Raw genomic sequence first — 18857 nt, 5'->3', positions numbered from 1 at the left:
ATTGTATAAAGGTTTGATTAACAATATTCCTGAAATTTGAATTATCAAAATAAGATAAAAAACCAAAGTCAGGTTTTGTACGTAAATAAGTACGAACCATATTGTAAAAACCAAACCATTATGAAAAAACTATACTTAAATACAGGTGGATTTAATGCTATTTTTAATAACCTTAAAGATAGTTTTAACGCCGAATTGATTACCACTAATAATAACGAATACAATTTGATCATTAAATCGAAATGGGCAAAAGGAACTATTAGCGGCGTTTGTTTTGAAAATAAAATGTCTCATATGCATTTTGACCTTGTATTTAATGAAGATGTTACTTTAAGCGTAGAAGCTTTTAAATCTGCTCCGATACTTTTTGCATATTGCGAAAACGGGAATTTAGCACATAGTTTTGGTGCTAATGGAGAGAAAAAAAGCATTAAAAAGAATCAAACAGGAGTTTTAAGTAATACATCGGTTATCAATAGTGTTTTGTATTTTGAAAGTCATAAACACATTCAGTTCTCTTTAATCGGAATGCCAACAGAGGCGGGAGAAGAGGATCAGAATGTTGAAATGATTGCCCAATTAAAGAAAAGATTCATGACCGAATCAGGAAATTATATCTATACAGGATCTCAGAGCTTAAAAGTAATTCAGAAATGGCAAGAACTAAAAACACTTCCGCAACAAGGAATTGTTAGAAACCTGCTTAAAAAACTGATACTAAAAGAGATTATCGAAATGGAGATAGCCCAACATAGTTACAATTACATGAGTACTTTTGATCCTATTGTAAATTTAGCAGCAAGACAAATAAATGAAATTAAAAGAATTTCACACATGAATATTTCTGAAGTTATTAGTGCTGCAGGATTAGCCAGTAGAAACTATTTGCCACGTATTTTTAAAGAAAAATACCATTTATCATATAAGCCATTCAATCAAAAATTAGCTAGCTAATAAGCATTATATATACCACTTCTTTACGAAAAAAAACAGCTTTTCTACGAGCTGTTTTTTTTATGTTTTGAATTGTGGTAAATGGCACACGGATGACACGGATTCGCTTCGCGAAAACACGGATTGGCGCGGATTTTTATAATGTAAACTTAAACAAGTTTTGTATCTTAGAATTAGATAAAAATAGACCACGGATGACACGGATTCGCTTCGCGAAAACACGGATTGGCGCGGATTTTTATGATGTAAACTTAAACAAGCTTTGTATCTTAGAATTAGATAAAAATAGGCCACGGATGACACGGATTTGCTTCGCAAAAACACGGATTGTCGCGGATTTTTATAATGTAAACTTAAACAAGCTTTGTGTCTTAGAATTAGATGAAAATAGACCACGGATGACACGGATTCGCTACGCGAAAACAGGGAGTGGCGCGGATTTTTATGATGTAAACTTAAACAAGCTTTGTATCTTAGAATTAGATAAAAATAGGCCACGGATGATACGGATTTGCTTCGCAAAAACACGGATTGGCGCGGATTTTTATTTTGAGTCTTTGTAATTTGTAATAGAAAAAATTAGCGACTTAGCGCCTTCGTGGCAAAAAGAAAAACTTAGAATCTTAGAATCTCAGTATCTTAGAGTCTCAGCACCTTTAATCCTAACCCTCTTTCTCATAATAAATAATAAAATACACCATAATCAAATTCAGGCATAACGAGACGCTGTTGGTAATTATTATCGGCAGATCATTTTTTAAAATGCCGTAAATAATCCAAACCAAAATCCCGAAAGTGAGGATGCTAAAGGTTTTAAGTGATATTTGTTTCACTTTTTTAGTTTTCCAGACTTTTATAATCTGCGGAATCACTGATATTGTAACACAGGTTCCGGCGAAGAGTCCAACAATATCTATTAAGTTCATTGTTTTTAATTTTTTAGGGTTCTAAGATTCTAAGGTGCTGAGATGCTAAGGTTCTGAGTTTTTTCTTGCCACGAAGGCACTAAGGCGCAAAGTTTTTTAGTGGAAAGGTTTTAAGAATGCTAAGCTCCTGATTTTTTAACTTTGTAATCTTAAATAAGCTCATGCGAAATTAAAAAGAGAACTTTGCGTCTTTACTCCCGATCACTATCGGGATTGCGAGATTTAATCTATACATAGTTCTAAAACCTTAGAACCTTAGCATCTCAGCATCTCAGCACCTTCAAAAAAATCTATCCCCCAATCATTTCACCTCCATTAATATGTATAAATTGTCCAGTGATATAACTGCTGTCTTCGCAGGCCAGGAATACATATGCAGGAGCAACTTCTGAGGGCTGACCGGCTCTTTCCATTGGATTGTCTTTTCCAAAATCAGATAAATTATCGAAACTCGCCACAATCAGCGGAGTCCATATTGGGCCGGGAGCGACTCCGTTTACACGGATTTTTTTCCTGGCAAGCATGGTCGATAATGATCTCGTAAAACTTACTATCGCACCTTTTGTACTGGCGTAATCTGCAAGATGTTCGCTGCCGCGATATGCTGTGACTGAACTTGTATTGATTATGGTATCGCCTTCTTCTAAAAATGGAAGCGCGGCTTTTGTAATATAAAAATAAGGGTAAATATTGGTTTCGAATGTTTTATGAAGTTGTGCGGCGGTTATATCTTCCAATTCGGTTTGAGGGAATTGTACTGCGGCATTATTCACCACAATGTTTAATTTTTTAAAGTGCGTATGGCATTTCTTTACAGCACTTTTACAAAATTTCTCATCCTTCAAATCTCCGCTAATAATCAGGCATTCGCGACCTTCTTTTTCAATTAAGGCCTTTGTATCTTTGGCATCTTTGTCTTCTTTAAGGTAAACAATCGCAATATTTGCACCTTCTCTGGCAAAATGTACGGCAACACTTCGTCCAATACCGCTATCGCCTCCGGTTATAAAAGCTACTTTTCCTAAAAGTTTTCCGCTTCCAACATAGTTTTCTCTTATTACTTCAGGTTCCGGATGCATTAGATGTTCGTTGCCCGGAAGGTTTTGTTTTTGTTCGGGAAATGTTTTCGTCTTTTTCATAACTTGTAATTTTAAAGCAATTAATCTGACTCTAAAATAGTTAATGATAATTCAATGCATTAACTGAAAGAAATTTAAGATTATCGCAATAAAAAAACCTTATATAATTTGAATATTGAACATGGGAATTATGTAACGAATTAAATTCTCAATAAAAGATCAGTTTCCTTTTTTTTTATAAATTTGAAGGTTTGACTAACGTTATCTAAAAGTAGGATCAGCTATTTTTAATGGCATTTTTCAATGATATTTTAAACTAAAAACAATTTTTTAATTCATAGAACTTTACTCCCCCAACCAGTATGGTATTAATCGTTGACGATATAAAGGCAAATATTATTGCCTTGAAGAAAACATTAGAGCTACATGATATTGATGTGGATACTGCCGAATCTGGTGAAGAAGCCCTGAAGAAGATTTTAAAAACAGATTACTGCCTGATTATCATGGATGTTCAGATGCCGGGACTTGACGGTTTTGAAGTCGTAAAAATTCTCTCGGGTAATAAACGAACCAAAGACATTCCTGTTATTTTTCTATCGGCGCTTAATATCGAAAAAAAGTATATTTTTAAAGGATATGAAACCGGTGCTGTCGAATATATTACCAAACCTGTCGACAGTGATTTGCTGATTTTGAAAGTAAAAACCTTTTTGAAATTATACGAACAGCAAAGAGAATTAAAAGGTATAAAAGAACTTCTTTCTAAAGAAATTATCATAAGAAAAGAAGCTCAGGATAATCTCGAAATTAAGATCGCAGAAAGAACCAAGGAACTGGTTTTAAAAAACGAAGAATTAGAGATGAAAAATCACGAACTCCAACAATTTTCCTGGGTAGTTTCGCACGATTTAAATGAACCCATACGAAAGATCCAGATCTTTATAAAAATCATCAAGGAACTTTATCTGGCCGATGATGCAAAAGCTGTTGATTATGTAAATCGTACGATAAAATCGGCTGAAAGAATGCAGACTTTAATTACAGATTTACTGGCTTACTCGAGATTATCATCGCAGGTAAAACCCGAAGTAACAGATTTGAATGTGGTACTGCAGGAAGTTTTATCTGATTTTGATTATTTGATCGAAAGAAAAAATGCTACTATAAAATCGAATGAACTTCCTACGATAGATAGTATTCCGAGTCAACTAAGACAGGTTTTTCAGAATTTGATCGGGAATGCCTTAAAATTCTCGGGAAATTCGCAACATCCCTTAATCGAAATTACTTCGGAAATCATTTCTGATAAATCGTTTGATAGTCCAACTTCCCCGGAAGGGAAATTTTGCAGAATTACAGTAAAAGATAACGGAATTGGTTTTGATGAAATTTATCTCGACAGGATATTTATTATTTTCCAGAGTTTAAACGATCGCCAGTCGTATGAAGGAACCGGAATTGGATTGGCAATTGCCAAAAAAATCATCGAAAAACACAACGGATTAATTACAGCAAAAAGTCAGGTAGGACAGGGCGCAAGCTTTATTATTATCCTGCCTCTAAAATACGAGTAAACAAAAAATATATTTTCCCTTTAAAATACCAATAAATATAACCAAAAAACATGAAGAGTAATTTTAAAAGAAATTTGTTAATCAGTTCATTAGTATCATTATTGGTGCTAATGGTCAGTTCCACGGCGTCGTTTCTTAGTATTAAAAGTTTATTAAACAGTAATTTTTGGGTCAATCATACTCAGGAAGTGATTTATAACCTTAACGAAGGTTCGGCTGTAATTACAGAAGCGCAAACTAGTATGCGCGGTTATTTAATTACAGGTGATGAACAATTTGTAGAAAGATATAATGATGCCGAAGCAAAATCGAATACTTTTTTTGAAAAAGTAAGCGAACTTACTGTCGATAACCCATCGCAACAGTCACAATTAAAAGAATTGCAAACGCTTCGCAGCAATTTTTTTAAATACCTGAACAATCAAATTGTAAAAAAACGTCTCGGAAAAAACTCCGCTACATTCGATCTTACCGAAGGTCGAAATATGATGAGTGATTTGCGTACGCATATTAAAAAGGTAGAATCTACAGAACAAAATCTTTTAAAAGAACGTAATGAAAATTCAGAACGTTACGGTACTTATAGTATTGTCCTGATTATTGTGGCTTTTATAATAGCTTTCGTAATTTCGATTGTCTTTCTGATCAGAATTTTGAAAGATTTCAACGAACGTGCTATACTTCAAAATGAATTAGAGAAAAAAGACCGCGAAACGGCTCAAAGAATCGAAGCCATAAGTTCTATTGCCAGTAATATTTCGAACGGAAATTATGATATCAGGGTAGATGATAACAAGGCTGACGCTTTAGGAAGTGTTGGAGAATCTCTAAATAGTATGGGAGTTTCCTTAAAAAGTTCTTTCGATTTATTATCTCAAAAAGAATGGCTTCAAACTGGTATTGCAAATCTTAATAATGTGATGCTGGGTGATAAAACGTTAGCAAAATTATCAAAAGATGTTATCGAATTTGTGTGCCAATATACCAATAGCAGCGCAGGGGTTTTGTATGTTTTAGAAGATAATGAACTTTTTGTTGCCGGTGGTTATAGCTATATACCGGGTAAAAATCGTGAGCGCATTCAAAAAGGAGAAGGGTTAATTGGTCAGGCCATTGTTTCAGGAAAAATTCTGGAATTAAAATCTTTATCTCCGGATGATATCCAGATTAATTATGCTTTGGGGCAAATAAAACCAACCCATATTGTAGCCGTTCCGTTATTGGATAGCAGAATCGAAGGTGCAATAGAATTGGCGAGTATTTACGGATTTTCGGAACTGCATTTAGAATTTCTAAAAAGTGTTTCAAACAACATAGGCATTGCCATTAAATCGACTCAAAACAGAAAACGAGTGATGGAATTGCTGGAAGAAACCAAATCTCAGTCAGAAGAACTTCAGGTACAGCATAGCGAACTTGAAGCTATTAATGCTGAGTTGGAAGCGCAAACAGAAAAACTTCAGGCTTCTGAAGAAGAGTTGCGTGTACAACAGGAAGAATTAGAGCAAACGAACGAAGAATTGTCTGAAAGAAGTGTTTTATTAGAAGAAAAAAACAATGAAATTCAGAAAAAATCTGAAGCTTTAGAACTTACTACTCGTTATAAGTCAGAGTTTTTGGCGAATATGTCGCACGAATTAAGAACACCTTTAAACTCTATTTTACTTTTAAGCCGTTTGTTATCTGAAAACAATAACAAAAGCATGGTCGAAGAAGAAATTGAGTTTGCCAAAGTAATCCAGAGTTCTGGAAATAGTTTGTTAGGATTGATTGATGAAATTCTTGATTTGTCTAAAATTGAAGCCGGTAAAATGGAGCTTGAATTCCTGGATGTTTCGACCAAAGAAATCACAGATACTTTATGGAACTTGTTTAATCAGGTGGCAAAAGAAAAAGGAATTAAGTTTGAAATTATCTCTAAAGATGCACCAATTGTTATCAAGACAGACAAAATGCGTTTAGAGCAAATTTTGAAAAACCTGATTTCGAATGCGATTAAATTTACCGAAAAAGGAACGGTTAGTTTAGAAATTAAAATCAATACCGACGACGATAAAATCATTTGTTTTATTGTAAAAGATACCGGAATCGGAATTCCGTTAGAGAAACAGCCTTTAATTTTCGAAGCTTTTCAGCAAGCCGATGGTTCTACCAAACGTAAATATGGCGGAACTGGTTTAGGATTGTCGATTAGCCGTGAATTGGCGAAACTGCTTCGTGGAGAAATTATATTGCATAGTAAGGAGAACGAAGGAAGTTCGTTTACGTTATGTCTGCCGGTTTTTGGAACTGCTGTTCATAAAATTAATGTAGAGAAGATTCCGCCAACAGAATTTACAGAAGTTGAACCGGATGAAGTAACGCCGCCAAAGAAAAAATACATAAGCGAAACTATTCCTGCCGAAATTGAAGACGACAGAGATTCAATTTTGCCTGGCGATAAGGTAATTATGATTGTAGAAGACGATATTAATTTTGCCAAATCGCTTTTAACTTTCACCAGAAAAAAAGGATATAAAGGAGTTGTTTCTGTGCGAGGCGATTATGCTTTAAATTTTGCATTGCTTTACAATCCGGTTGGTGTTTTATTAGATATCGAATTACCTATAAAAAGCGGTTGGGAAGTTTTAGAAGAATTAAAAAATCATTCGGCAACCAAACATATTCCGGTTCATATTATGTCATCGCACAAATTAAAACAGGAAAGTTTGCTAAAAGGAGCTGTAGATTTCTTAGACAAACCGGTGGCTTTCGAGAAAATTCCGGATGTGTTTTTACGAATCGAACATATCATTAATAAAGAAGCTCAAAAAGTTTTAATTATCGAGGATAATCCAAAACACGCTAAAGCGCTGGCTTATTTCCTGGAAACCTATAATATTAATTCAGAAATAAAAAGTGAAGTTTCGCAAGGATTAGAAGCCCTGAATAAAACAGAAGTAGATTGTGTGATTCTTGATATGGGAATTCCGGACAAACACGCTTATCAAATTCTTGATGGAGTAAAGAAATCTCCGGGATTAGAAAACTTGCCGGTAATTGTTTTTACGGGAAAAAGTTTATCGATGAAAGAAGAAGTAAAAATTAAAAAATACGCCGATTCGATTATTGTAAAAACAGCCCATTCGTACCAAAGAATGTTAGATGAAGTTTCTTTATTTCTGCACTTGGTAGAAGATAAAAAAGAAGGAAAAGACAATAAAGAAAGCTATAAAAAGCTAAATTTACTAAATAATATCCTGCACGATAAAAAGGTATTAATTGTAGATGATGATGTTCGTAATATTTATTCGTTGACAAAAGCCTTAGAAGTTTTTAAAATGAATGTGATTACTGCTTTTGATGGTAAAGAAGCCATCAAAATCCTGGAAGAAAACGACGATACTGATATTGTTTTACTGGATATGATGATGCCTAATATGGACGGTTACGAAACAGCCGAAAAAATTCGCAGCATGCCTAAATTCCTTAATTTGCCACTTATTGCTGTTACAGCAAAAGCAATGACAGGCGACAGAGAAAAATGTATCAAAGCAGGCGCATCAGATTATATTACCAAACCGGTCGATATCGATCAGTTACTTTCGTTATTGCGAGTGTGGCTGTATGATAAGATATAAATAGATTACAAAGAAAAAGTTAGCCAAAGATTAAAATAATTCAGGCAGATTATTTGATGCTAATTTCACGCAGATTTAAAAAGATTCAAGCAGATGTGCACAGATTAATTTAATAAAAATCTAAAATTAAATCTGCTTTAATCTGTAAAATCTTCGTGAAACAAAAACGTTTTAATCTTTGAAATAAAAAACTTAAAAAATAATTCGTTACAAAAAAATAAACCAAATAAAAAGTGGACGAAATGAATAAAAAAAGACTCTTAATTATTGATGATGACTCTAGAAATATTTTTGCTTTAGAACACACTTTACGTGCAAAATCATTTGATTGTTTGTCTTGTCTAAGTGCTGAAGAAGCATTAAAATTATTGAGTACTGATGAGCACATCGATGCTGTCCTGATCGATATGATGATGCCTGAAATGGATGGCTATGATGCTATTCCGTTAATAAAAGCATTGCCTGGCAGGAGATCAACGTTTGTTGTTGCAGTAACAGCGCAGGCAATGGTAGGCGATAAAGAAAAATGTCTGGAGGCTGGGGCAGATGCATACATCTCGAAACCGGTAGATGTGGATAAATTACTGCTTATTTTAGGCAAAATTTAATGGAATATGATTGAGGATATTGAGTTAGAAACGCTTATTAATGAAATATATGAATATTATGGTTTTGACTTTAGTAGTTACTCGCGCGCTTCTCTAAAAAGGCGTGTAAACAGACTAATTCATCTTGACGGATTTGCACATTTTCATGAATTTCTTTCCAGGGTTCGTTACGATCCTGAATATTATAAACACATGGTCGACGAAATCACGGTAAATGTTACCGAGATGTTTCGCGATCCCTCTTTTTATGCCGTTGTTCGAAATGAAATATTGCCCTTATTAGGTACAAAACCTTTTATAAGATTATGGCATGCGGGCTGTTCTACAGGCGAAGAAGTCTATTCGATGGCTATTATGCTAAAAGAAGCCGGCTTGCTGCATAAATCCTTAATTTATGCAACAGACATTAATGCTACCGTTTTAGAAACGGCCAAAAAAGGAATTTTTCCTTTACGAATGATGAAAGAATATTCAGAAAACTATCGCGATGCAGGCGGGCAGGAAGATTTTTCTAATTATTACATCGCCAATTACGGTATCGCCAAGTTTAATGAAGAACTGGCCGAAAAAATGGTTTTCTCGCAGCATAATTTAGTTTCAGATACTTCATTTAATGAGTTTGATCTTATTTTATGCCGTAATGTTTTAATTTATTTTGATAACGATCTTCAAAAAAGAGTTATTAATTTATTTGATGAAAGTCTGTCTGTTTTAGGTTTCTTAGCCCTTGGAACCAAAGAAACCATAAAATATTCTATTCCTATGAGTAAATACAAACAGTTGGATAAAGAAAAAATATGGAGGAAAATAAAATAATATCAGGCTGTAAAGTAGTTATCATAGGCGGATCTGCAGGAAGTTTAAACGCTTTAATGCAAATTCTGCCTGATTTATCCCAATTAAATGGTTTTGCTGTTGTAATTGTTTTGCACAGAAAAAGCACAGACGATCAGACTTTAGAGGAATTAATTGCCCTGAAATCTAATATTACCGTTAAGATAGTAGAGGATAAAGTGCCTCTTGTACCAGGTTACATCTATGTTGCACCATCTAATTATCATTTATTATTCGAAAGAAATGATACACTTTCATTAGATATATCAGAAAAAATCAATTATAGCCGTCCAAGTATCGATGTTTCGTTTGAATCCGCCTCAGAAATATATGGAGAAACTTTAGTCGGAATTTTATTGTCTGGTTCTAATACAGATGGAACTTTTGGTTTAAAAGCCATTAAAGCCGCAGGAGGAACCATTGTCGTACAAAACCCAACAGTGGCAGAGATGCCTTTTATGCCTCATAATGCCATTTTAAACACCAGTCCTAATTTTGTTTTAGACAATCAGGAAATATTAGAATTATTACGTTCTATAAATACTTAATAATCTCAATCAAAGAGTTGGCATGCGCCTTTAGGCACTAAATGTTGGTAGTAAGAATAAATTTAGCGTGCAGTATTTTAGACCTTGATTTAACCACTATTTTTTAGGTTTTACTTCCTCATCTTCCGGAAGAACAACTTTATTCAATTCCGCTTCTTTTTCGGCCCTTCTTTGTGCTGCTTTACCTTTACCTATTGGTATTCCAGCCGTTAGATACAAAGATCTGTTGTAAACATTTGGTCCGTCACCTTTCATTACAGGAACCAGACCATAATAGTATTGCACCGTAACGTTTAAGCCGTTACCCACATTCATATGATAACCCGCACCAAATGCCACACCAGCATCAATAACCCGTATCTGATCGCGGATATTCTTTTTGTAAATCACATCATCCTTATCAACTTCTTGTTTAAATTCATCAAAAGCTTTAGCCAATAAACCAAACTGAGGTCCGGTTTTAAGATATATTCTATTTTTAAACTGATACTTAATTAAAATAGGAACATTAAAATACCTGATTTCACGATTCACACTTCCGCCTGCAAAAGTATTATCCAGATTTACATCGTTTAAAGAATAAACCGGAATTGAGTGCGCACCCATAGGCGATTTTACAATTACTCCCGTATTGATCATCCAGGCAGGGTTTTGTTTAGATCGAATGTCAAAATAAAAACCAAGATTAAAACCCGCATTAGTTCCCGAAGATTCAAGACCCGAAATATCAGAAAAATTCACGCCACCTTCGAGTCCAAATTCCAGGAAAGGAGAATTTAATTTATCTCCAAAAATCAAGGAAATTAAAACTTGCGAATGTCCAGATGTAACGCTAAAGAAAACGATAAGAAGTAATAAACCTTTTTTCATATAATTGGGTTTAAAGTCCAAAACGATACTGAAGACCACCTAAAACCTGTGTACGGGTTCCTAAAAAACCAGCTTCTACACGAAACATAATATGTTTATTGTACTGAAATTGAGATCCTACAATAAAATTCCACATATCCTTTGGCGCTTTATGCAAAGAATATTGTACTGTGGATGATTCGGCAGTACTCAAAGCTCCATCAAGAGTATTTAAAAAATTCCCTGCTGATTGTAATGCCCTGTTCGCCGTATCGTGCTTGGCAATATTTGCCGGATTTTTTTGCTGAGTTGCCGTCAATCCGTCCCACCAGGTATCTACTTTTGATTGGTTTTCAGATACTTTTGTCAAGCCGTCATCTACTTTTTGCTGAGCACCATCCAGATTTAAAACATCAGATAAAGCAATATTTCCCTGAGTATTTCCTTCAATATGAACTCTAAAACCACCTACCCAAACCGCAATATTTCTTTCGGGTTTACGAAGTTTAAAAGTTTTTCCCAGCCTTGGCCCAAAAATATAAGAAAAAGCAGGTTTGTCCAGCGCACTAACATCGCTCCAGGACATATTCATATCCAGAGCCAGCCAGCCACCGCCAATACCAATAGTTGGGGTTAACCCTAATCCAAATGTGGTAGCACTAAAATTGGCTTTGGTATTAAAACTCGCTACTTGCGACCAGTTATTATCGGCATCAGGAATCCATATTCCCGCGTTTATTTTAGTAGTTGGATTTGATTTTCCAAAAATTCCGTAGACATTTAAAAACGGAAGCAGCCAGATATCAGGTCTAATGGTAAGGGCGCCAACTTCGACAGAAGATTTATCAAAACGAACAATTTCGTCTAAATTATATAAAGGACCATTATTAAAACCTACCTGTAAGTCTGTAATGTTGATTTCAGAATCCTGCCAAAAGTAATTTATCGAAAGTCCGGCAGAATAGGGTAGATTGTATCCTTTTTGTGCTACTTTTTCTCCCCAAATAGGTAAGGCATAAGGATATTTTATAGTAGAGAGACTGTCTTTTAGTTCCTGATTTTTTTCTCCTACGATTTTATCGGTGTAGACTTGTCCAAAAATTTGTATGCTAAAGAATAATAAAAAGGCTGATAGTAGTGTATTATATTTCATTGATTTCGGTTTTATAAATGTTAATTAATAGAACTGCGTAAAATAAATAGGTACTAATGTATTCTCGAGGGATTTTGGCTTATCTTTTTGTATTGTAGGCGAATAAGAAATTAGGTTTTAAAGAGATGAACTGAAATTATATGTTAATTATTGTTAAAGTTAAATAAAATTTCTTACCAGTTATAATATTTTTTAAGAAAGTGATTATTTTTTTTGAATGAATTTTCACAAAGTTTGTCTTTTTTACAAACATCATTTTCAAACATTTAGATTTTTATAATAGAAATAAATGTTACTTTTGTGTTGTGAAATGGATAACAATCATATTGTCGATTTATTTAATGGCGCTTTCCAATATGCCTTGTGCAGATATGGAAGTAAATAGTGCTGCTCATAAAACCGCACAATTTTCATCAGAAGCGAATCATACCCACGATAAAGACAATGATTTATGTTCTCCGTTTTGCGCCTGTAACTGTTGTGGCGCGCAGGTTTTAAGTTATCAGACTGCTGTAACTTTTGAATTTCCTGTACAGCATACTATCATTTCGATACCATTACCCAACTACAATTCTGTTTTTGCTTCCAATTTCTTCGGAAGTATTTGGCAACCCCCTCAAATAGCATAATGATTGCCTGATTAAGTTCAGGTTAGAGAGTTGTGGATTTTCCACAGAAGTAATAGGCAAAACTTTGTCTAATTTCTCACGTCATTATACCCTTAAAATGTTAGATAAAATTATACAATTCAGTATAAAGAATAAGTTCGTTATACTGCTATTTACCCTTGTATTAATAGCTTGGGGAAGCTATTCGCTCAAACACTTACCACTGGATGCTTTGCCGGATATTACCAATAATCAGGTGCAAATCATTACAACGGCGCCTACTTTGGCCAGTCAGGAAGTCGAACAATTAATCACTTATCCGCTCGAGCAAGCGGTAAAAACAGTTCCGGATATTATAGAACTCCGCAGTATTTCCCGTTTCGGATTATCGGTTGTTACCGTTGTTTTCGAAGACGATGTCGATATTTACTGGGCAAGGGAACAAATATTTCAACGCTTAAAACAAGCCGAAGAAAACATTCCCGATTATGCAGGTTCTCCTGAATTAGCGCCTATTACCACAGGTTTAGGCGAAATTTACCAATACGATGTGTATGCCAAAAAAGGCTACGAAAACAAATACGATGCGGTAAAACTAAGAACCATTCAGGACTGGATTATTATTCCGCAATTGCAAGGCGTGAAAGGCGTTGCAGATGTCAGTACCTGGGGAGGAAAATTAAAGCAATACGAAATTGCCGTAAACCCAAATACCTTAAATAGTCTGGGCGTTACGATTACAGAGATTTTTGATGCACTTGAAAAAAACAACCAAAATACCGGAGGTGCTTATATCGAAAAAGACCAATTAGCCTATTTTATTCGCGGTGTCGGAATGGCAAAGGGAACAAATGATCTTGGAAATGTGGTAGTAAAAAACCGAAATGGTTCTCCCGTTTTAGTCCGCGATGTTGCCGAAGTCCGCGAAGGCGTTGCATTGCGTTACGGAGCATCAACGAAAGACGGAAAAGGAGAAATTGTTTCCGGAATGGTTTTGATGTTAAAAGGCGAAAACTCCAGCGCCGTTGTAGATCGAATCAAAGAAAGAATGATTCAGATTAATAAAAGTTTACCCGAAGGCGTTGTTGCCGAAGCTTTTATTGACAGAGGAAAACTAGTTGATAATGCAATAGGAACAGTGACAAAAAACTTACTAGAAGGAGCTTTGATCGTGATTTTTGTCCTGATTTTATTTCTTGGTAATCTTCGTGCGGGTTTAATCGTGGCTTCGGTAATTCCGTTAGCAATGCTTTTTGCTATTATATTAATGAATGCCTTTGGCGTAAGCGGAAACTTAATGAGTTTGGGAGCTATCGACTTTGGAATCATTGTCGACGGAGCCGTTATTATTGTCGAAGCTACGATGCATCATTTGCAGCAACTGAAACGAAAAAAACAATTATCGCAAAGCGAAATGGATGTCGAAGTCTATAATTCGGCTTCGAAAATCAGAAATAGTGCGGCCTTTGGAGAAATCATCATTCTGATCGTTTATCTGCCAATCCTCGCTTTGATAGGCACCGAAGGAAAAATGTTCAAACCTATGGCAATGACCGTTGGTTTTGCAGTTGCCGGAGCCTTTATCCTTTCGTTGACTTATGTGCCCATGATGAGCGCCTTATTCTTATCTAAAAACACAGAACATAAAGAAAACTTCAGCGACAGAATGATGGCTCGTTTAGAGGCCTTTTATACGCCATTATTAGAAAAAGCACTTCAATTTAAAAAGATTGTTCTGGGAATATCAGTTGGTTTATTTGCCTTTGGATTAATTGTCTTTAATAGTATGGGAGGAGAATTTATCCCGACGATCGAAGAAGGCGATTTGGCTATAAATGCCACCATTATGACCGGAAGTTCCCTTACGCAGATGGTAGAAACGACCACAAAATACGAGCAAATATTAAAAGCGAAATTTCCGGAGATCAAAACGATCGTAACCAAAATAGGAAGCGGAGAAATCCCTACAGATCCAATGCCTATTGAAAGCGGGGATTTGATTATTGTTCTAAAAGACAAAAAAGAATGGGGACGAAAATATCACAATTGGGAAGAATTGGCCAATGCCATGAAAGAAGAAATGGAAGTCATTCCGGGTGCCAATATTGAGATTTCGCAACCTATACAAATGCGTTTCAACGAATTAATGACCGGAAGCCGAAGCGATATTGCCATCAAAATTTTTGGTGATGATCTGGAAATTCTGGACGCTAAAGCTGCCGAGTTAATTTCGAAGATAAAAAGCATTGAAGGAATTGGAGATTTAAAAGCCGATAAAGTAACGGGTTTACCTCAAATTACGATCAAATACGATTATAATAAAATCGCTTTATACGGACTGAATATTTCAGATATCAACAGAATTATCCGTTCGTCATTTGCGGGAGAAAGTGCTGGAAAAATTTACGATGAAAGCAAGAGATTTGATGTCGTAGTGAGAATGAATCAGGACAATCGCGCCGATATTACCGATGTGAGTAATTTGTTTATTCCGTTACCAAACGGACAGCAAGTACCGCTTTCTCAAGTGGCAACAGTCGATTATGAGCAAGGTCCTGTGCAAGTAGTTCGTGAAGACGGAAAACGCAGAATTACCGTTGGATTAAACGTTCGTGGCCGAGACATAAAAAGTGTAGTTGAGGAAATTCAGCAAAAGCTGGATAAAAACTTTAAACTTCCTGCGGGTTATTACGTAACCTACGGCGGACAGTTCGAGAATTTAATAGAAGCTACCAAGCGACTTTCGATCGCTTTGCCAATCGCTTTAGGATTAATATTAGTATTGCTTTATTTCACCTTTAAAAGTTTCAAGCAGGCAGGATTAATTTTTACCGCCATTCCGTTATCTGCAATTGGTGGTGTTTTTGCCCTCTGGATGCGCGGAATGCCGTTTAGTATTTCGGCAGGAATTGGTTTTATTGCCTTATTTGGAATCGCGGTACTAAACGGAATTGTATTGATATCGTATTTCAATCAGCTTAAAAAAGAAGGAATAACAGATCCGTTACAAAGAGTTTTAATTGGAACCAAAACCAGATTACGTCCCGTTCTAATGACAGCAGCCGTAGCCTCTTTAGGATTTTTACCAATGGCATTGTCAACGAGTGGAGGAGCAGAGGTTCAAAAACCTTTGGCAACTGTGGTTATTGGAGGATTGTTCTCTGCCACATTATTGACGCTGATCGTTTTACCGATTTTGTATTTAATGCTGGAGAAGTTTAACCGCAAAGAGCGCGAAGATTTACGCGAAGAACGCAATGAAAATTAAAAGATCAAAAAACATGAATTCAATATATAAAATAATCGCAAACCCCTTTGCTAACTTTGCGAAAAACCTTTGCTCCCGATGGCTATCGGGATTGCGGTTAATTGCATTACTATTAGCCACCACGCATATATCAGCACAAGAAAAAATCAGCTTAGAAAAAGCCATAGAACTCGCAAAATCAAACAACATCGACTTAAAAATAGCCGATAAAGAAATAGAAAGGCAAACCGTTCTAAAGAAAACAGCATTTCAGCCCGAGCCATTGCAAGTACAATATCAAGGCGGGCAATTCAACAGCGCTGATTACGACCACAACGTTTCGGTTCAGCAGTTTTTTCCAATGGGAAGTATCACAAAAGCCAATCGTCAATTGCAGGAAGAATTGGTAAAACTGGCCGAAAAAAGAAAAGCTTTATCTGCTTACGAAATTGAAAAAGCCGTTACGTTGGCCTATTATCAGTATTTGTATGGCGTTTCGATTCAGAAATTGAATTCGGAACTGAATGATATTTATACCAAATTCTTAAAGAATGCAGAACTCCGTTTTCAAACCGGAGAAAGCGGAAATATTGAAGTTATTAGCGCTAAAGCGAAAGTAAAAGAGATCGAAACACAAAAAGCACAATTAGAATATGATTTGGCGATTTACCAAAAGCAGCTGCAATTTTTTGTTCAGACCGATGAAAACATAGTTCCCGATGACAAAACAGCGTTGCAATATACGATGCTGAAAGAAGAAGGAAATTCGAAAGCAGAAGGTCTAATAACCGATTATTACCAACAGCAGATTTCGGTTTCTCAAAAAGAAGCCAATACGTATAAAGCGATGCGAATTCCGAAAATAGGAGTGGGTTATTTTGCTCAAACCATTGATACCAAATCGTTGTATCAGGGATTTACAGCCGGATTGCAAATTCCGTTGTTTGGAGGCGTGAATACGGCCAGAGCCCAGGCTGCATCCATTAGTATTTCGCAATCGCAATTGGCTTTAGATAAAAATAAATTAACGCTGAATTTGCAACGACAAGAATTAGAAAATAATTTCAAGAAACAGCAAAAAGCATTAGATTATTATCAAAAAGAAGGATTGCAATATGCTGATCAGATCATCAATACGGCACAAAAAAGTTATGCCAATGGCGATATGAGTTATTGGGCGTACATCAGTTTTTTGAATCAGGCAATTGATATTAAAAAGCAATATACAGAAGCAACCCATACTTTTAATCAAAGTGCTATCGAACTTCAATTTCCATCTCTTAAAAATAATTAAAATGAAAAATATAGTTAAAAACTTAACCGCAATCCCGATAGCTATCGGGAGCAAAGTTTTATCGCAAAGGTCGCAAAGTTTAATTTCCTTGCGTGCCTTGCGCTTTTCTGTCTTTGCGTGCCTTGCGGTTATAATAGTAAGCTGCAATGAGAAGAAAACAGAAGAACCCCAGGAAGAAGAAAGTTCACAAACAGAAGTAGCTTTAAACGAATCTCAATACAAAACTGTCGGGATTGAAACAGGATTTGTAGAAAACAGAAACTTAAATAAAGTCATAAAAGCCAACGGTTATACCACAGTTCCGCCGCAAAATTCTGCTGAAGTTTCGACTTTGATAGGAGGAACCGTGAAAGATATTTTTGTTCTCGAAGGCACTTATGTCAACAAAGGAAAAGTTCTGGCGACGATTCAGAATCTGGAAGTGATCGAAATGCAGGAAGATTATCATTCGGCTACAGCCAATATAGAATACTTGCAATTAGAATACAATCGTCAGAAAACCTTAAGCGATGAAAATGTAAACCCAAGGAAAGTTTTTCAGGAAGTAAAATCAAAATTGGCAGCAGAAAGAGCCAGAGCACAGGCAGCAAAAAATAAATTAGATGCTTTGCATGTAAGTACAAAGGGAAGTACTTCGCTGGTACCTATTGTAGCGCCAATAAGCGGTTATGTGGGGAATATCAAAATTGCAAAAGGGGCGTATGCACAAACCGGAATCACATTATTTGAAGTGGTCGATAATAGTCAGATGCATTTGGATCTGAATGTGTACGAGAAAGATTTGGGTTCTATTTCGATCGGACAAGTTATTGATTTTGTACTGACAAATCAGTCGAACAAATCGATAAAAGGAAAGATATTCGGAATCAATAAATCATTTTCTAACGAAAGTAAAACCGTTGCCGTTCATGCCAAAATAGAATTGGATGATGCAAAAGGACTGATTCCGGGAATGTATGTTTCGGCCAATATCAATATCATAAATGCCACCGTGCCGGCATTGCCAAAAGATGCTGTAGTGCGAAATGCAGATAAGTATTTTGTTTTTGTTCAGGAAGAGGATCATAAAGACGATCATCAACATGAAGAAGGAAAAGAGGAAAAAGGCGCCGTGCACGAGAAGGAAATTCATTTTAAAGCCATTGAAGTAATTCCCGGAACAACAGATTTAGGTTTTACCGAAGTAAAATTTGTAGATAAGATTGATGAGGAAGCTAAGATTGTGACCAAAGGTGCTTTTTATGTGCTTTCGGCTATGAAAGGCGGGGGAGAGCATAGTCACTAACTTTTTTAGACGCTAAGTGGCTAAGTTACTAAGATGCTAGGTTTTTTTAGCTGGTGCAGCATTTGCTCGCAAAGACTCAAAGGCGCAAAGTTTTCTTGTATTATTTTTTTAATTTTTAATATAGAAAATCAAAAGAAACTTAAAAAACTTTGCGACTCAGCGTCTTTGCGAGATTAAAATAAAACGCTACCTATAGACAATTGGCTCAAAATCCGTAAATTTAGAACATATTTAAACAAAGTTTAAAACTTTAAACTTGAAACAAATAAAACTTG

The 18857-nt window shown here is 35.6% G+C and carries 14 protein-coding genes; 10 read left to right on the top strand and 4 right to left on the bottom strand.

What is annotated here, in order from left to right; translation table 11 throughout:
- Positions 1-120 precede the first annotated feature (120 nt).
- A complete protein-coding gene (locus ACIDC4_RS01515) occupies positions 121-954 on the top strand; it encodes a hypothetical protein (protein WP_412043346.1) in 834 nt (277 codons plus the stop codon).
- Between the two features lie 662 nt (positions 955-1616).
- On the opposite strand, the gene ACIDC4_RS01510 is transcribed toward ACIDC4_RS01515, so the two are convergent.
- Together ACIDC4_RS01510 and ACIDC4_RS01505 are read right to left on the bottom strand one after the other, a co-directional pair.
- Positions 1617-1880, bottom strand: coding sequence for a SemiSWEET family sugar transporter (locus ACIDC4_RS01510; RefSeq protein ID WP_412043345.1), 264 nt, complete (start codon positions 1878-1880; stop codon positions 1617-1619).
- A 290-nt stretch (positions 1881-2170) separates the two neighbouring features.
- Positions 2171-3019, bottom strand: a complete 849-nt coding sequence (locus ACIDC4_RS01505; RefSeq protein ID WP_230037552.1) for an SDR family oxidoreductase — start codon at positions 3017-3019, stop codon at positions 2171-2173.
- Positions 3020-3321: 302 nt separating this feature from the next.
- On the opposite strand from ACIDC4_RS01505, the gene ACIDC4_RS01500 reads away from it, so the two are divergent.
- From ACIDC4_RS01500 to ACIDC4_RS01480, 5 genes are all read left to right on the top strand, one after another.
- On the top strand, positions 3322-4536 hold the full coding sequence (locus ACIDC4_RS01500; RefSeq protein ID WP_412043344.1) for a hybrid sensor histidine kinase/response regulator: 1215 nt from the start codon (positions 3322-3324) through the stop codon (positions 4534-4536).
- A gap of 50 nt (positions 4537-4586) precedes the next feature.
- The gene (locus ACIDC4_RS01495; RefSeq protein ID WP_412043343.1) at positions 4587-8156 is read left to right on the top strand and encodes a response regulator; all 3570 of its coding nucleotides are present in this window, start codon (positions 4587-4589) and stop codon (positions 8154-8156) included.
- Between the two features lie 242 nt (positions 8157-8398).
- Positions 8399-8764: a response regulator gene (locus ACIDC4_RS01490; protein ID WP_412043342.1), complete on the top strand. Its 366-nt coding sequence runs from the start codon at positions 8399-8401 to the stop codon at positions 8762-8764.
- A gap of 6 nt (positions 8765-8770) precedes the next feature.
- Positions 8771-9580 (top strand): CheR family methyltransferase, encoded by an 810-nt coding sequence (locus tag ACIDC4_RS01485; RefSeq protein ID WP_412043341.1) that lies wholly within the window; start codon positions 8771-8773, stop codon positions 9578-9580.
- Positions 9562-10146: a chemotaxis protein CheB gene (locus tag ACIDC4_RS01480; protein WP_412043340.1), complete on the top strand. Its 585-nt coding sequence runs from the start codon at positions 9562-9564 to the stop codon at positions 10144-10146. The genes ACIDC4_RS01485 and ACIDC4_RS01480 overlap by 19 nt, the downstream gene beginning before the upstream one ends.
- A gap of 96 nt (positions 10147-10242) precedes the next feature.
- On the opposite strand, the gene ACIDC4_RS01475 is transcribed toward ACIDC4_RS01480, so the two are convergent.
- Both ACIDC4_RS01475 and ACIDC4_RS01470 read right to left on the bottom strand, forming a co-directional pair.
- Positions 10243-11016, bottom strand: coding sequence for a porin family protein (locus ACIDC4_RS01475; RefSeq protein WP_412043339.1), 774 nt, complete (start codon positions 11014-11016; stop codon positions 10243-10245).
- A gap of 10 nt (positions 11017-11026) precedes the next feature.
- Positions 11027-12148 carry a hypothetical protein gene (locus ACIDC4_RS01470; RefSeq protein ID WP_412043338.1) on the bottom strand — a complete coding sequence of 374 codons (1122 nt, stop codon included), beginning with the start codon at positions 12146-12148 and terminating at the stop codon, positions 11027-11029.
- A 305-nt stretch (positions 12149-12453) separates the two neighbouring features.
- Here ACIDC4_RS01470 and ACIDC4_RS01465 point away from each other — a divergent pair, with 305 nt between their 5' ends.
- The 4 genes from ACIDC4_RS01465 (at position 12454) to ACIDC4_RS01450 (ending at position 18582) form a co-directional block, all read left to right on the top strand.
- Entirely contained in the window at positions 12454-12777 is a 324-nt protein-coding gene (locus ACIDC4_RS01465) for a DUF6660 family protein (RefSeq protein ID WP_412043337.1), read from the top strand.
- 97 nt (positions 12778-12874) lie between these two features.
- Positions 12875-16024, top strand: a complete 3150-nt coding sequence (locus ACIDC4_RS01460) for an efflux RND transporter permease subunit (protein ID WP_412043336.1) — start codon at positions 12875-12877, stop codon at positions 16022-16024.
- Positions 16025-16037: 13 nt separating this feature from the next.
- Positions 16038-17297 carry a TolC family protein gene (locus ACIDC4_RS01455; protein WP_412043335.1) on the top strand — a complete coding sequence of 420 codons (1260 nt, stop codon included), beginning with the start codon at positions 16038-16040 and terminating at the stop codon, positions 17295-17297.
- 1 nt (position 17298) lies between these two features.
- Complete coding sequence (locus tag ACIDC4_RS01450) at positions 17299-18582, top strand: efflux RND transporter periplasmic adaptor subunit (protein ID WP_412043334.1); 1284 nt, start codon at positions 17299-17301, stop codon at positions 18580-18582.
- Positions 18583-18857: the final 275 nt, after the last annotated feature.

Origin of the sequence: Flavobacterium sp. C3NV (assembly GCF_046825355.2) — a bacterium.
Taxonomy (GTDB): domain Bacteria; phylum Bacteroidota; class Bacteroidia; order Flavobacteriales; family Flavobacteriaceae; genus Flavobacterium.
This window is presented reverse-complemented; position numbering and strand designations above follow the sequence as displayed.

Coding starts and splice junctions, on each gene's coding strand:
- ACIDC4_RS01515 (WP_412043346.1), top strand. CDS start 121: ATGAAAAAACTATACTTAAATACAGGTGGATTTAATGCTATTTTTAAT.
- ACIDC4_RS01510 (WP_412043345.1), bottom strand. CDS start 1,880: ATGAACTTAATAGATATTGTTGGACTCTTCGCCGGAACCTGTGTTACA.
- ACIDC4_RS01505 (WP_230037552.1), bottom strand. CDS start 3,019: ATGAAAAAGACGAAAACATTTCCCGAACAAAAACAAAACCTTCCGGGC.
- ACIDC4_RS01500 (WP_412043344.1), top strand. CDS start 3,322: ATGGTATTAATCGTTGACGATATAAAGGCAAATATTATTGCCTTGAAG.
- ACIDC4_RS01495 (WP_412043343.1), top strand. CDS start 4,587: ATGAAGAGTAATTTTAAAAGAAATTTGTTAATCAGTTCATTAGTATCA.
- ACIDC4_RS01490 (WP_412043342.1), top strand. CDS start 8,399: ATGAATAAAAAAAGACTCTTAATTATTGATGATGACTCTAGAAATATT.
- ACIDC4_RS01485 (WP_412043341.1), top strand. CDS start 8,771: ATGATTGAGGATATTGAGTTAGAAACGCTTATTAATGAAATATATGAA.
- ACIDC4_RS01480 (WP_412043340.1), top strand. CDS start 9,562: ATGGAGGAAAATAAAATAATATCAGGCTGTAAAGTAGTTATCATAGGC.
- ACIDC4_RS01475 (WP_412043339.1), bottom strand. CDS start 11,016: ATGAAAAAAGGTTTATTACTTCTTATCGTTTTCTTTAGCGTTACATCT.
- ACIDC4_RS01470 (WP_412043338.1), bottom strand. CDS start 12,148: ATGAAATATAATACACTACTATCAGCCTTTTTATTATTCTTTAGCATA.
- ACIDC4_RS01460 (WP_412043336.1), top strand. CDS start 12,875: ATGTTAGATAAAATTATACAATTCAGTATAAAGAATAAGTTCGTTATA.
- ACIDC4_RS01455 (WP_412043335.1), top strand. CDS start 16,038: ATGAATTCAATATATAAAATAATCGCAAACCCCTTTGCTAACTTTGCG.
- ACIDC4_RS01450 (WP_412043334.1), top strand. CDS start 17,299: ATGAAAAATATAGTTAAAAACTTAACCGCAATCCCGATAGCTATCGGG.